The 13962-nt window shown below is 43.7% G+C and carries 8 protein-coding genes, 2 tRNA genes and 3 rRNA genes; 2 read left to right on the plus strand and 11 right to left on the minus strand.

Annotation, left to right across the window (positions count from 1 at the left end):
• Positions 1-35 precede the first annotated feature (35 nt).
• The 10 genes from INE92_RS12250 to INE92_RS12295 all read right to left on the minus strand — a co-directional run bounded on the left by INE92_RS12250 (position 36) and on the right by INE92_RS12295 (position 11159).
• Entirely contained in the window at positions 36-1583 is a 1548-nt protein-coding gene (locus tag INE92_RS12250) for an alpha-isopropylmalate synthase regulatory domain-containing protein (protein WP_167509162.1), read from the minus strand.
• Entirely contained in the window at positions 1565-2161 is a 597-nt protein-coding gene (gene leuD, locus INE92_RS12255) for a 3-isopropylmalate dehydratase small subunit (protein ID WP_004307192.1), read from the minus strand. The genes INE92_RS12250 and leuD overlap by 19 nt, the downstream gene beginning before the upstream one ends.
• A 41-nt stretch (positions 2162-2202) precedes the next feature.
• Positions 2203-3597 carry a 3-isopropylmalate dehydratase large subunit gene (gene leuC, locus INE92_RS12260; protein WP_004311792.1) on the minus strand — a complete coding sequence of 465 codons (1395 nt, stop codon included), beginning with the start codon at positions 3595-3597 and terminating at the stop codon, positions 2203-2205.
• Between the two features lie 69 nt (positions 3598-3666).
• On the minus strand, positions 3667-5163 hold the full coding sequence (locus INE92_RS12265) for a 2-isopropylmalate synthase (RefSeq protein WP_004315472.1): 1497 nt from the start codon (positions 5161-5163) through the stop codon (positions 3667-3669).
• A gap of 402 nt (positions 5164-5565) precedes the next feature.
• Complete coding sequence (locus tag INE92_RS12270; RefSeq protein WP_004311794.1) at positions 5566-5799, minus strand: hypothetical protein; 234 nt, start codon at positions 5797-5799, stop codon at positions 5566-5568.
• Positions 5800-5924: 125 nt separating this feature from the next.
• A 5S ribosomal RNA gene (gene rrf / locus INE92_RS12275) occupies positions 5925-6035 on the minus strand.
• 120 nt (positions 6036-6155) lie between these two features.
• Positions 6156-9035 (minus strand): 23S ribosomal RNA (locus INE92_RS12280).
• A 160-nt stretch (positions 9036-9195) separates the two neighbouring features.
• A tRNA-Ala gene (locus INE92_RS12285) sits at positions 9196-9269 on the minus strand.
• A 77-nt stretch (positions 9270-9346) separates the two neighbouring features.
• Positions 9347-9423: transfer RNA gene (locus INE92_RS12290), tRNA-Ile, on the minus strand.
• A 207-nt stretch (positions 9424-9630) separates the two neighbouring features.
• A 16S ribosomal RNA gene (locus INE92_RS12295) occupies positions 9631-11159 on the minus strand.
• Together the 16S, 23S and 5S rRNA genes with 2 tRNA genes alongside form the textbook arrangement of a ribosomal RNA operon.
• A gap of 347 nt (positions 11160-11506) precedes the next feature.
• Here INE92_RS12295 and INE92_RS12300 point away from each other — a divergent pair.
• The gene (locus tag INE92_RS12300; protein WP_233471848.1) at positions 11507-11773 is read left to right on the plus strand and encodes a hypothetical protein; all 267 of its coding nucleotides are present in this window, start codon (positions 11507-11509) and stop codon (positions 11771-11773) included.
• Positions 11774-11907: 134 nt separating this feature from the next.
• Here the strand turns inward: INE92_RS12300 and INE92_RS12305 are convergent, their stop codons facing one another.
• Positions 11908-12255, minus strand: a complete 348-nt coding sequence (locus tag INE92_RS12305) for a hypothetical protein (protein WP_008645116.1) — start codon at positions 12253-12255, stop codon at positions 11908-11910.
• Between the two features lie 360 nt (positions 12256-12615).
• Here INE92_RS12305 and INE92_RS12310 point away from each other — a divergent pair, with 360 nt between their 5' ends.
• Positions 12616-13689 (plus strand): IS110 family RNA-guided transposase, encoded by a 1074-nt coding sequence (locus INE92_RS12310; RefSeq protein WP_008645115.1) that lies wholly within the window; start codon positions 12616-12618, stop codon positions 13687-13689.
• Positions 13690-13962: the final 273 nt, after the last annotated feature.

A 13962-nucleotide genomic window follows, 5' to 3' on the forward strand; every position in this document is an offset into this window, starting at 1 on the left:
TTCTTATAAAAAACATTCTTTGGGCAAGTTATCTCTCACTTGCTCTTCTCGTATTCATCTTCGATGAGGTTCAACATCTTCATAGTAGCTTTGATGGCAGCTTCCGTCTGATCGGCATCAAGTCCACGGGTACGGAACACCTGCTCGTCATAACTCCATGTGATTACTGTCTGCACAAATGCATCCGTACGCCCACCGGGAGGGATTGTCACCGCATAATTGGTCAGCATCGGGAATTTGCGTCCCAATGTCACCTTATATATCTTACGCAATGCACGAACAAAAGCATCATATTGACCATCTCCACTTGAACTCTCTTCATACTCTTTCCCGTTGATTTCTATCTTCAACGTAGCCATCGGTTTCAAGCCATGAGCCAGATTCACAAAATAGCTCTTCAGTTTGACCTTCTCACCTATTGATCCATGCTTCAACACATCAGAAACAATGTACGGCAAATCTTCCTGTGTCACCAATTCTTTCTTGTCGCCCAGTTCGATGATACGTTCCGTCACTTTGCGCATAGCATCTTCATCCAACTCCAGTCCGAGGTCTTCGAGATTTTTGCGGATATTGGCTTTGCCGCTTGTCTTGCCCAACGCATATTCACGTTTGCGGCCAAAACGTTCGGGAAGCAAATCATTACAGTAAAGATTATTTTTGTTATCGCCGTCGGCATGCACACCTGCCACTTGTGTAAAGACATTCTCACCTACAATCGGTTTATTGGCAGGTATCATAATACCCGAATAAGACTCCACTACCCGGCTGACATCATTCAAACGGCTCTCGTCGATATTGGTCGCCGCATTGAAATGATCTTTCAGGATGGCTTGCACACTTGCAAGAGGAGCATTTCCTGCCCGCTCGCCCAGTCCGTTGATGGTAGTATGCAGTCCTTTGACACCGCTTAATACAGCTGCAAGAACGTTGCTCACTGCCAAATCATAGTCATTGTGCGCATGGAAATCGAGATGAGTATTCGGATAACGTTTCTTCATCTTCCGCATATACTCTATCACTTGCAAGGGATTTAAGATACCCAGCGTGTCAGGCAACATATAACGCTTGACACTCGTCTCTTGCAATCCATCCATCAACTGAAATACATATTCGGGAGAATCCTTGATACCGTTACTCCAATCTTCCAGATAAACATTGACGGTTATATCCTGTTCGTCGGCATAATGCACCACATTAATGATATCTGCCAGATGTTCTTCCGGTGTCTTTTTCAGTTGTTGCGTACAATGCTTCAGTGAACCTTTGCAAAGGAGGTTAATCACACGGCAACCGGTACGCTGAATCCAATCGACAGAAGTATGCCCGTCAACAAAGCCGAGCACTTCCACTTTATGGAGCAGATTGCGACGGGCCGCCCAGTCGCAAATCATCTTCACAGCTTCAAACTCACCGTCCGACACACGCGCCGAAGCAACCTCCACCCGGTCTACCTTTAAATCTTCTAACAGCAAACGGGCGATCATTAGTTTCTCATGAGGCACGAAAGATACTCCGCTGGTTTGTTCACCATCACGGAGCGTTGTGTCCATGATTTCTATTTTCACGCCTTCTTTTCCCATTCTTCTATTTTATCTTTATTGCTTAACAAGAAATCGATATCGTCCAATCCGTTCATCAAACAAAGTTTCTTGTAAGCATTGATTTCAAAATGTTCACTTTTACCTGTCGCCTTGTTGGTGATGGTCTGTTCGGGAAGATTCACTTCCACTTCCATCTTCGGGTCTGCTTCTATCGAATCGAATAATTCTTGCAGAAACTCTTCGGTTACAACCACCGGAAGCACAAAGTTGTTCAACTCATTATTCTTATGAATATCGGCAAAAAAACTGGATACCACCACACGGAAACCATAGCCGGCAATTGCCCAGGCTGCGTGTTCACGGCTGGAACCCGAACCGAAGTTCTTACCTGCCACCAATATCTGTCCGCTGTAAGTAGGGTTGTTCAACACAAAATCCTTGTTCAGGGAACCATCTGCATTGTAACGCCAGTCACGGAAAAGGTTATCACCGAAGAATTTCTCTTCACGAGTGGTTGCTTTCAAGAAACGTGCCGGAATAATCTGGTCGGTATCTACGTTTTCTAAAGGAAGAGGTACACAAGTACTTGTGATTATATTAAATTTTGTCTTAGCCATCGCCTTATTTATGAATTATAAATTATGATTTATGATTGAAATTACATCAGTTCTCTCGGATCGGTAATCACACCTGTCACCGCAGCAGCAGCAGCCACCAGAGGACTAGCTAACAAGGTGCGTGCACCAGGTCCCTGACGTCCTTCGAAGTTACGGTTGCTGGTAGATACCGAATATTTTCCGGCAGGAATCTTATCATCGTTCATCGCCAGACAAGCAGAACATCCCGGCTGACGAATAGCAAATCCGGCTTCCGTCAAAATCTTGTCGATTCCTTCCTTACGGATCTGTGCGTCTACCATCCATGAACCCGGAACCAGCCATGCAATTACATTTTCCGCTTTCTTGCGACCTTTCACGATGGAAGCAAATGCACGGAAATCTTCGATACGACCGTTTGTACAAGCTCCAAGGAATACATAATCAATCTTTTTGCCCAACAAAGATTCTCCCGGTTGGAATCCCATGTAGTCCATTGATTTCTTGAATGAAACCTGTGCAGCTTCGCTCATTCCTTCCATCGTAGGAATGTGCTGTGTGATGCCCATACCCATACCCGGATTCGTTCCGTAAGTAATCATCGGCTCAATATCAGCAGCTTCAAAACGGACTTCCTTGTCGAATACGGCATCGTCATCACTCTTCAATGTCTTCCAATATGCCAAAGCCTTGTCCCATGCTTCGCCTTGCGGAGCACTTTCACGTCCCTTGATATATTCAAAAGTCACTTCATCTGGAGCAACCATGCCACCACGTGCACCCATTTCGATAGAAAGGTTACAAAGGGTAAGACGTCCCTCCATTGTCAGATTGCGGATGGCCGAACCTGCATATTCTACGAAGTAACCGGTAGCACCGCTGGTAGTCATCTTAGACATCATATACAGAGCTACATCTTTTGCAGTCACCCCTTTACCCAGTTCACCGTCTACCGTGATACGCATTGTTTTCGGTCTTGATTGAAGAATACATTGCGAAGCCAACACCATTTCCACTTCGCTTGTTCCGATACCGAAAGCGATTGCTCCCATCGCACCATGAGTAGAAGTGTGAGAGTCACCGCAGACAATCGTCATTCCCGGCAAAGTCAAACCACGTTCGGGACCTACCACATGGATAATTCCATTCTTCGGATGCATCATACCGTAGTGTGTCAAACCAAAATCCTTCGCATTCTTAGTCAATGTGTCGACCTGCGTTTTAGAAATCGGATCTTCAATCTCCTTATCCTGATCGTGTGTCGGTGTGTTATGGTCGGGCATACAAAATACCTTTTCCGGACGCAACACTCCGATTCCACGTTCACGCAATCCGGCAAAAGCTTGCGGACTAGTCACTTCGTGACAATATAAGCGATCAATATAAAGCTGTGTAGGACCATCTTCCACAGTAGTCACCACGTGGGCATCCCATATCTTATCAAATAATGTATTCATCTGTTTATTTACTATTTTACTAATTACTATTTACTATTTTAAATGCCGATACGACTGTCAGTCTCTTTTTTATGATTTGAATTTGTTAATACAGTCAATATAAGCTTCTACGGAAGCGGCAATAATATCTGTATTAGCTCCAAAACCATAATAAATCTGGTTATCGTATTCTACCTGCATGTGTACTTTACCTACATCATCACTTCCCTTGCTGATAGCCTGAATAGTAAACTCTTTCAAAGTCATGTGGCGTTCTACAATCTTCTTCAATGCTTTGATAGCTGCATCTACCGGACCGTTACCGCTGGCACAAGCCTCAAACTTCTCACCGGCAATGTTCAATCCCAAACTAGCTACCGAACGAACACCGACACCACTCGTCACCTGCAAATAATCCAGTTTGATGCGATGATTCTGGCTACGGTCTGCGCCTGCCAATACTAAAATATCGTCATCATTAATATCTTTTTTCTTATCAGCCAACTTCAAGAACTCATCATATACCTTATCCAGCTTTTCCTGCTCCAGGTCAACTCCCAAAATAGAAAGACGATTTTTCAATGCGGCACGTCCGCTACGGGCTGTCAATACGATAGAGTTATCATCAATACCCACATCATGTGGATCAATAATCTCATACGTCTGTACATTCTTCAACACACCGTCCTGATGGATACCTGAAGAATGTGCGAAAGCATTACGTCCAACGATCGCTTTATTCGGCTGTACCGGCATATTCATCAGGCTGGATACCATGCGGCTGGTCGGATAAATCTTCTGTGTATTGATATTGGTCTGAATATCTATTTCGTGGTGACTCTTGATAATCATGGCGATTTCTTCGAGGGCAGTATTTCCTGCACGTTCGCCGATACCGTTGATGGTAACTTCCACCTGACGTGCGCCGTTCAAAACACCGGCTATCGTATTGGCAGTAGCCATACCCAAGTCGTTGTGACAGTGAGTAGAAAGTATGGCATTATCGATGCCGTCTACATGGTCGATCAGGTATTTTATTTTAGCACCATATTCTGAAGGCAAGCAATAACCCGTTGTATCAGGAATATTCACTACGGTAGCTCCCGCTTTGATAACGGCTTCCACCACACGTGCCAGATATTCGTTATCCGTACGGCCTGCGTCTTCTGCATAAAACTCTACATCGTCCACAAAACGGCGGGCGTATTTCACGGCAGCTACCGCACGTTCGATAATCTCCTCACGATTCGAATTGAATTTATATTTAATGTGCGAATCAGAAGTACCGATACCGGTATGAATACGTTTATGTTTAGCAAATTTCAGTGCATCTACAGCAACATCAATATCTTTTTGAACTGCACGTGTCAAAGCACAGATAGTAGGCCAAGTCACCGCTTTTGAAATCTCAATCACTGAATTAAAATCTCCCGGGCTCGAAATGGGGAATCCGGCTTCAATCACGTCTACTCCCAACGCTTCCAATGCCTTTGCTACCTGAATCTTCTCTACTGTATTCAACTGGCATCCCGGAACCTGTTCACCATCTCTAAGAGTGGTATCAAAAATAAATAACCTATTGTCCATATTCAATGTATATTATATAATTATTAGCATTAAAAAAAGCCTTTCACACTTGGAAGTGAGAAAGGCTTTCGTATATTTTCATTTATACACATTTACGCGCAGCACTCACTTCCACTAACCTTTGATAGTAGAATAATAATACCGCATAGTAGAATATGTATAAACATCTGGTTCATTTCTTGTCTCTTTTATAGTTTGACGGTGCAAAGGTATGGATTATTTCTTTACCACCAAATAATACGTTACTTTTTTATAGAAAAAAATATCATTTCATAAGTTAAAGCCGATTTTTACCAAAAATGTATCACAAATAAAGGTCTATATTTCATTAAAAGAAAAGAGGGAGCAGAATGTTTTTCAGCATTCTCTCCCTCTTCTTCTTTATTGTTCTAAATCAATAGATTACTTCTTATCGCAACATTCTTTCTTTTCTGCGCAATCTGCTTTTTTGTCGCAAGCAGTAGCACAAGAATCTTTAGCCTGGCAGCAAGAATCAGATTCAACAACAGCTTCTACAGTTTCTACGGTTGTTTCTTCACCTTCAGAAGCAGCGTTAGTAGTTTTGTTACCAGCACAAGACATCATTGCAAAAGAAAATGTTACTGCTACAGCAGCCAAAAATAATTTAGTTTTCATACCTTTCAAATTTGCTTTAAACGTTTAATAAAATAATTGTCGGTCGCAAATATAACACTTTTTTTGCAAAGTACCAAACAACAGAAAGCCCCTTGATTCGTTGCTGAATCAAGGGGCTTCTCTAAAAACGGCGGCTACCTACTCTCCCACTGTTACGCAGTACCATCGGCGTGACGAGGCTTAACTTCTCTGTTCGGAATGGGAAGAGGTGGAACCCTCGTGCTATAACCACCTGAATAAGGTTATGACATGATGAAAAGTAAAATCTCAAGTTATTACTAGTATGTTTCTGTTTCCTGTTTCCAGTTTCTGTATCAGTAATCCGCTAAACGTATATACCCAACCGATACATATTTGAAAGAAAGTGAACGGGCAATTAGTAATGCTCGGCTTTGATGTTACCACCTTTACACCTGCATCCTATCAACGTCATCGTCTTTAACGACCCTAAGAAATCTAATCTTGTGGCTGGCTTCGTACTTAGATGCTTTCAGCACTTATCCAATCCCGACTTAGATACCCAGCGATGCACCTGGCGGCACAACTGGTAAACCAGCGGTCAGTCCAACACGGTCCTCTCGTACTAGTGTCAGAGCCACGCAAATTTCATACGCCCACGATAGATAGAGACCGAACTGTCTCACGACGTTCTGAACCCAGCTCGCGTGCCACTTTAATGGGCGAACAGCCCAACCCTTGGGACCTTCTCCAGCCCCAGGATGTGACGAGCCGACATCGAGGTGCCAAACCCCTCCGTCGATATGAGCTCTTGGGAGGGATCAGCCTGTTATCCCCGGAGTACCTTTTATCCTTTGAGCGATGTCCCTTCCATGCGGAAACACCGGATCACTATGCTCTAGTTTCCTACCTGATCGACTTGTCTGTCTCCCAGTCAAGCGCCCTTATGCCATTACACTCTACGGACGGTTACCAATCGTCCTGAGGGCACCTTTAGAAGCCTCCGTTACACTTTTGGAGGCGACCACCCCAGTCAAACTACCCACCAAACAGTGTCCTCGCATCTACGAGTTAGAACTCAAATAATCAAAGGGCCGTATTTCAACAGCGACTCCACAAATACTGGCGTACCTGCTTCGAAGTCTCCGGCCTATCCTACACATCAATTACCCAAATTCAATGTTAAGCTATAGTAAAGGTTCACGGGGTCTTTTCGTCCCATCGCGGGTAATCGGCATCTTCACCGATACTACAATTTCACTGAGCTCACGGTTGAGACAGTGTCCAGATCATTACACCATTCGTGCAGGTCGGAACTTACCCGACAAGGAATTTCGCTACCTTAGGACCGTTATAGTTACGGCCGCCGTTTACTGGGGCTTCAATTCAATGCTTCTCTTGCGATGACATCTCCTCTTAACCTTCCAGCACCGGGCAGGTGTCAGGCTGTATACGTAATCTTTCAATTTAGCACAGCCCTGTGTTTTTGTTAAACAGTTGCCTGGACCTATTCTCTGCGCCCAACTCTCGTTGGGACCCTTTATCCCGAAGTTACAGGGTCAATTTGCCTAGTTCCTTAACCGTGAATCACTCAAGCGCCTTAGTATATTCAACCCGACTACGTGTGTCCGTTTGCGGTACGGGTACCTTAAAGATTAAGTTTAGCGGATTTTCTTGGGAGTATGTTTACACGCACTATTACCTTATTCCGAAGAATTTGGTATACTATCAGGTTCGACTCTCTTTGTGGATTTGCCTGCAAAGATCAACATCTACACCCTTCAACGGACTATTCCGTCAGTCCGCGGCGCTATCACGCCTCCGTCTCCACGTCACTCCTTAAGGTAGTACAGGAATATTAACCTGTTCTGCCATCGGCCTCACCGTTCGGCTGAGCCTTAGGACCCGACTAACCCTGATCCGATTAGCGTTGATCAGGAAACCTTAGTCTTTCGGCGAGGGGGTTTCTCACCCCCTTTATCGTTACTTATACCTACATTTGCTTTTCCACACGCTCCAGCAAAGCTCACGCTTCACCTTCGACGCAGAGTGGAATGCTCCCCTACCGATCATTACTGATCCCATAGCTTCGGTAAATTGCTTAATGCCCGATTATTATCCACGCCAAACTCCTCGACTAGTGAGCTGTTACGCACTCTTTAAATGAATGGCTGCTTCCAAGCCAACATCCTAGCTGTCTTAGCAATCTGACTTCGTTAGTTCAACTTAGCAATTATTTCGGGACCTTAGCTGATGGTCCGGATTCTTCTCCTTTAGGACATGGACCTTAGCACCCATGCCCTCACTCCTGGGATCGAACTACTGCGCATTCGGAGTTTATCAAGACTTGATAGGCGGTGAAGCCCTCGCATCTTATCAGTCGCTCTACCTCACAGTAGTAATTCCCAAGGCTGCACCTAAATGCATTTCGGGGAGTACGAGCTATCTCCAAGTTTGATTAGCCTTTCACCCCCACCCTCAGTTCATCCGGAAGCTTTTCAACGCTTATCGGTTCGGTCCTCCAGTTAGTGTTACCTAACCTTCAACCTGACCAAGGGTAGATCACTTGGTTTCGCGTCTACTCCTTCCGACTAATCGCCCTGTTCAGACTCGCTTTCGCTTCGGCTACACATTTTGAAATGCTTAACCTTGCCGGAAAAAGTAACTCGTAGGTTCATTATGCAAAAGGCACGCCGTCACAACTTACGCTGCTCCGACCGCTTGTAGGCGCACGGTTTCAGGGACTATTTCACTCTTCTATTCGAAGTGCTTTTCACCTTTCCTTCACAGTACTGGTTCGCTATCGGTCTCTCGGGAGTATTTAGCCTTACCGGATGGTCCCGGCAGATTCACGCAAGATTCCTCGTGTCCCGCGCTACTCAGGATACCACTACGCTTCGTTTAGCTTCGAATACCGGACTATCACCGTCTATGGTTTCATTTTCCAAAGAATTCTTCTCACTAAAGGTCTTGCGACATCGTGGTCCTACAACCCCAATATTGCCGTAACAACATTGGTTTGGGCTAATCCCCGTTCGCTCGCCACTACTTGGGGAATCATTATTATTTTCTTTTCCTGCAGGTACTAAGATGTTTCAGTTCCCTGCGTTAGCCTCTTGCTATGCAAGATGTCATTCCTTCAGAATGACGGGTTGTCCCATTCGGAAATCTTCGGATCAAAGGTTATTTGCACCTACCCGAAGCTTATCGCAGCTTATCACGTCCTTCATCGCCTCCGAGAGCCAAGGCATCCGCCATGCGCCCTTGCTTACTTTCTTTCAAACGTTTTATTCTCATAATGGTATTGACCATGGAATTGCTTCCGGCTGTCAATATTGCATATTCGAACACGTACGGTTTGATATATACTTTTAGCTCTTACTTTTAATTTTACTTTTTGTACATCATGTCAAAGATCGTTTCTCTTTTCAGAGAGAGTGGAGAATAACGGATTCGAACCGTTGACCCTCTGCGTGCAAGGCAGATGCTCTAGCCAGCTGAGCTAATCCCCCAAGAGGTTGTTCAAGAATATCGTTTTTTAGCTTTTAGCTTTTAGCTTTCAGCTTTCGCTGTTCCTCGTTCTTGAGCTTGGTAGTCCCAGGCAGAGTTGAACTGCCGACCTCTACATTATCAGTGTAGCGCTCTAACCAACTGAGCTATAGGACTAGTTCAACCTTGTCTACCTGATGTTAGACTCGGCTTCTTTTTTCTCTTGTTTATCTCTATCTATACTTCTATAGATGGTTGATCTATATATTATAAATAAACAAATACCAGTAGTACAAAAAACAGAACCTTTAAAGTCACTATTTTTAACGATGGGCGTTTTACATTATTCATGTACAATTGCATCGTCTTACGACATCGCTCCAGAAAGGAGGTGTTCCAGCCGCACCTTCCGGTACGGCTACCTTGTTACGACTTAGCCCCAATTACCAGTTTTACCCTAGGACGCTCCTTGCGGTTACGTACTTCAGGTACCCCCGGCTTTCATGGCTTGACGGGCGGTGTGTACAAGGCCCGGGAACGTATTCACCGCGCCATGGCTGATGCGCGATTACTAGCGAATCCAGCTTCACGAAGTCGGGTTGCAGACTTCGATCCGAACTGAGAGAGGTTTTTGGGATTAGCATCCTGTCGCCAGGTAGCTGCCTTCTGTACCCCCCATTGTAACACGTGTGTAGCCCCGGACGTAAGGGCCGTGCTGATTTGACGTCATCCCCACCTTCCTCACATCTTACGACGGCAGTCTCTCTAGAGTCCTCAGCATGACCTGTTAGTAACTAAAGATAAGGGTTGCGCTCGTTATGGCACTTAAGCCGACACCTCACGGCACGAGCTGACGACAACCATGCAGCACCTTCACATTTGCCTTGCGGCTAACCTGTTTCCAGATTATTCAAATGCAATTTAAGCCCGGGTAAGGTTCCTCGCGTATCATCGAATTAAACCACATGTTCCTCCGCTTGTGCGGGCCCCCGTCAATTCCTTTGAGTTTCACCGTTGCCGGCGTACTCCCCAGGTGGAATACTTAATGCTTTCGCTTGGCCGCTTACTGTATATCGCAAACAGCGAGTATTCATCGTTTACTGTGTGGACTACCAGGGTATCTAATCCTGTTTGATACCCACACTTTCGAGCATCAGTGTCAGTTGCAGTCTAGTGAGCTGCCTTCGCAATCGGAGTTCTTCGTGATATCTAAGCATTTCACCGCTACACCACGAATTCCGCCCACCTCTACTGTACTCAAGACTGCCAGTTTCAACTGCAATTTTACGGTTGAGCCGCAAACTTTCACAACTGACTTAACAATCCACCTACGCTCCCTTTAAACCCAATAAATCCGGATAACGCTCGGATCCTCCGTATTACCGCGGCTGCTGGCACGGAGTTAGCCGATCCTTATTCATATGGTACATACAAAATCCCACACGTGGAATACTTTATTCCCATATAAAAGAAGTTTACAACCCATAGGGCAGTCATCCTTCACGCTACTTGGCTGGTTCAGACTCTCGTCCATTGACCAATATTCCTCACTGCTGCCTCCCGTAGGAGTTTGGACCGTGTCTCAGTTCCAATGTGGGGGACCTTCCTCTCAGAACCCCTATCCATCGTAGTCTTGGTGGGCCGTTACCCCGCCAACAAACTAATGGAACGCATCCCCATCGATAACCGAAATTCTTTAATAGTAAAACCATGCGGTTTTAATATACTATCGGATATTAATCTTTCTTTCGAAAGGCTATCCCCGAGTTATCGGCAGGTTGGATACGTGTTACTCACCCGTGCGCCGGTCGCCATCTTTAGTTTGCAAGCAAACTAAAATGCTGCCCCTCGACTTGCATGTGTTAAGCCTGTAGCTAGCGTTCATCCTGAGCCAGGATCAAACTCTTCATTGTAAAAGTATCTTTTCATCTGTTAAGATGATTTTTTTGCTCTGTTCAGGATGCCGTAAATTTATTGACCTTATTCAAATACCTATTATCTTCAATCGTATCACTACTCTCTCGGACAAGTATTGACGGTTCTATTTTTTTACTTGTACTACTTGTATTGTTTATCAATATTTCAAAGAACTTGCTGCTTTCGTTTTAAAAGCGGGTGCAAAGGTAAAGGCTTTATTTTTAACTACCAAACTTTTTCGGAAGTTTTTTTGTTCTTTTCTTTAAGCGCAATCTCGCTTTTTCACTATGTCAATTCTGCAAGGCTTTCTTCTCTTGGAAAGCGGGTGCAAAAGTACGCCCTTTTGGTATACAATCCAAATATATTAAAATCTTTTTTCGAAGTTTTTTTGAAAGAATCTGCTAAAGTGCTGAAGGATAATGATGTTGTAGAACATATTTTTTATCATGAGTGGATTGCGGGCGGAAACGGTACACATGGGATACATTATTATATCACACGCGGGCGCGTAGGCGCACGCAAGAGAGAAAAAGATGCAGAAGAAAGAAATAACAAAATTACAGTCGAATTACAGCTAAGAAAAAGAAAGCTACAAGAAAAAAGATATTAGAAAAAAGCAAGAGGATTTATTGTCAACCGCTAGAATACTTGTTCTAAGTAGTCTAACGGTTGACTATTCCATATGGATATGCCGGATAAATACTGAGTGGATACAGATCAGATTCTATATACAAAATCAGAATATCATTCTTTTTTAGGATTCTCGATCCGCAGGCTGACAAGTTCAACCCACTTCTTTATGCCCAAATCAAAGCCGCCTTTTTCTAATAGATGAAGGGCGCCCGCATAATGAAGGGCAGTTTCCTCCCTACTACAGTTGATCTTACAAGACAACTCACCCAGATAATACTCCAGACGAGCCATTTGGATATAGTCCAATAAAGTATAATCACCTTCAGTCGACAAATCAATCAATTCTCTTATCAAAGCATAGGCCAGTTCACATTCCGTATAGGTTAAATCCGAGAGAGGTTTGTGCATGACAGGATGCTGAACCAGCTGGACAACAATGCGATTAAAGTCTCCGTACATAGGTTGCGTTATTTACCGCATCAGTTCCCGATGGTGCGAGGGTTTATAAAAAAGAAAGAGCTCTAAGTTTGCAGTTAATAGATAAGAGGTCGGAAATTTATTTTAAAAAAGTCAAGCGAGACGAATAATTACCTCCGCATCTTATCAGGAAAATATCAGTCTTATTATCTTTGTTGTATTAAGATAAAGACTGATAGGCGGGAAGAGGACACCATAAAAGAGAAAGCACTTGAGGCTAGCCCACGTAACGGCCTCTCTCCGCCAAGCTGCAAAGCTCCGATAGAATATCAAGGTTGCGAGCCTATTTAGAGTTTAGAGTTCAAACAGCTTTTACCAGTCTTAGAAAAGTACAGCAAAAATATGAAAAAATTATTTATTGGAATTGATTTTTCAAAGGAGAAACTTGACGCGACGATAATTCTCGCATGTGGAATGAACGAAATAGGCTCCCGTGAGTATGGGTGTTTCCCAAATAACACTACGGGCTACCGCAAGTTATGTAATTGGGTTAAAACAAACGCTTGGAATACAATTGCTGAGGAATGGCTATTCTGTGGAGAAGACACAGGTTCATGTAGTATAGGACTGAGCAAATGGCTTTACGGAAAAGGCTATGACATATGGATTGAGAACGCTTACGCCATAAAACATAGCAGTGGTATCCAGCGTGTGAAAAACGATAAGGCGGACTCAGCAATCATTGCTGAATACGCATGGAGGCAACAGGACAAGGTTGTACCCTTTGAACCATTGAATGAATCCCTTGCGCAACTAAGGGAGATTTTCCTCTATAGGCATAAGCTAGTTGGGCAAAGAGTGGCAATGGAATTACGAAAAGAGGACAAATCACAATCAAACAAGTCAAAAGCAATATCCTTCATCAACCGCAAGAGCAAACACCTTATTGCGGAGATAAACAAAACAATTGCCGAATGCGATAAGGCCATTGATAGCATAATAGAGGCGGATGAGGAACTGAAAGAAAATTATGCTATTATAACCTCAATAAAAGGCGTAGCCAGGCAAAACGCAACCTGTATGTTGGTCTACACAAACAACTTCAAAAAATTCGGATATGACCCAAGAAAGATTGCATGCTATTATGGAGTTGCCCCCTTTGGTAAACAATCCGGAACGAGTGTAAATACACCTGCTCATACAAGCCATTTCGCCAATAAACTTATTAAATCATTATTAGGACAAGCAGCTCATATAGCCAAAATATATAATCCCGAAATTAGAGATTACTATCAAAGACTGATTAGTAAGGGAAAGAAGCCTCAAGTGGCTTTAAATAATGTCAAGAACAAACTCATAAGAATCATAGTGGCATTAGTCAGGAAGAAAGTACCATATGATCAAAATACATACAAATATTATGAAGAACGAGAAGTTATAGAAAGGAAAAAGAACGAGAAGTTAATTTATTGTTAAACGGAATAAGAGATTAGGATATTAGCATAGAATACGTGGAAACTATCTACCTACGCTCTCCAAATGGTATCCGCTAAGACCCGTCCCAGATGCACAAGTGATAGCCCCACGCTCAATTGAATATATAACAAGGTTATATTTACAAAAGATGCGTGAGACATGTCACTTACTACAATCTCCGGGAAAAATTTAGCGGATTCTTTTGGAGAGATATATAATAAATAACCGTTCTCAATAAAAATATTAAAAAGCTACTTCCTTCGCTCGAAAGTA

The organism is Bacteroides xylanisolvens (genome assembly GCF_018289135.1).
GTDB classification, from domain to species: Bacteria; Bacteroidota; Bacteroidia; order Bacteroidales; family Bacteroidaceae; genus Bacteroides; species Bacteroides xylanisolvens.

Coding starts and splice junctions, on each gene's coding strand:
- INE92_RS12265 (WP_004315472.1), bottom strand. CDS start 5,163: ATGGACAATAGGTTATTTATTTTTGATACCACTCTTAGAGATGGTGAA.
- INE92_RS12250 (WP_167509162.1), bottom strand. CDS start 1,583: ATGGGAAAAGAAGGCGTGAAAATAGAAATCATGGACACAACGCTCCGT.
- leuD (WP_004307192.1), bottom strand. CDS start 2,161: ATGGCTAAGACAAAATTTAATATAATCACAAGTACTTGTGTACCTCTT.
- INE92_RS12305 (WP_008645116.1), bottom strand. CDS start 12,255: ATGTACGGAGACTTTAATCGCATTGTTGTCCAGCTGGTTCAGCATCCT.
- INE92_RS12310 (WP_008645115.1), top strand. CDS start 12,616: ATGAAAAAATTATTTATTGGAATTGATTTTTCAAAGGAGAAACTTGAC.
- leuC (WP_004311792.1), bottom strand. CDS start 3,597: ATGAATACATTATTTGATAAGATATGGGATGCCCACGTGGTGACTACT.
- INE92_RS12270 (WP_004311794.1), bottom strand. CDS start 5,799: ATGAAAACTAAATTATTTTTGGCTGCTGTAGCAGTAACATTTTCTTTT.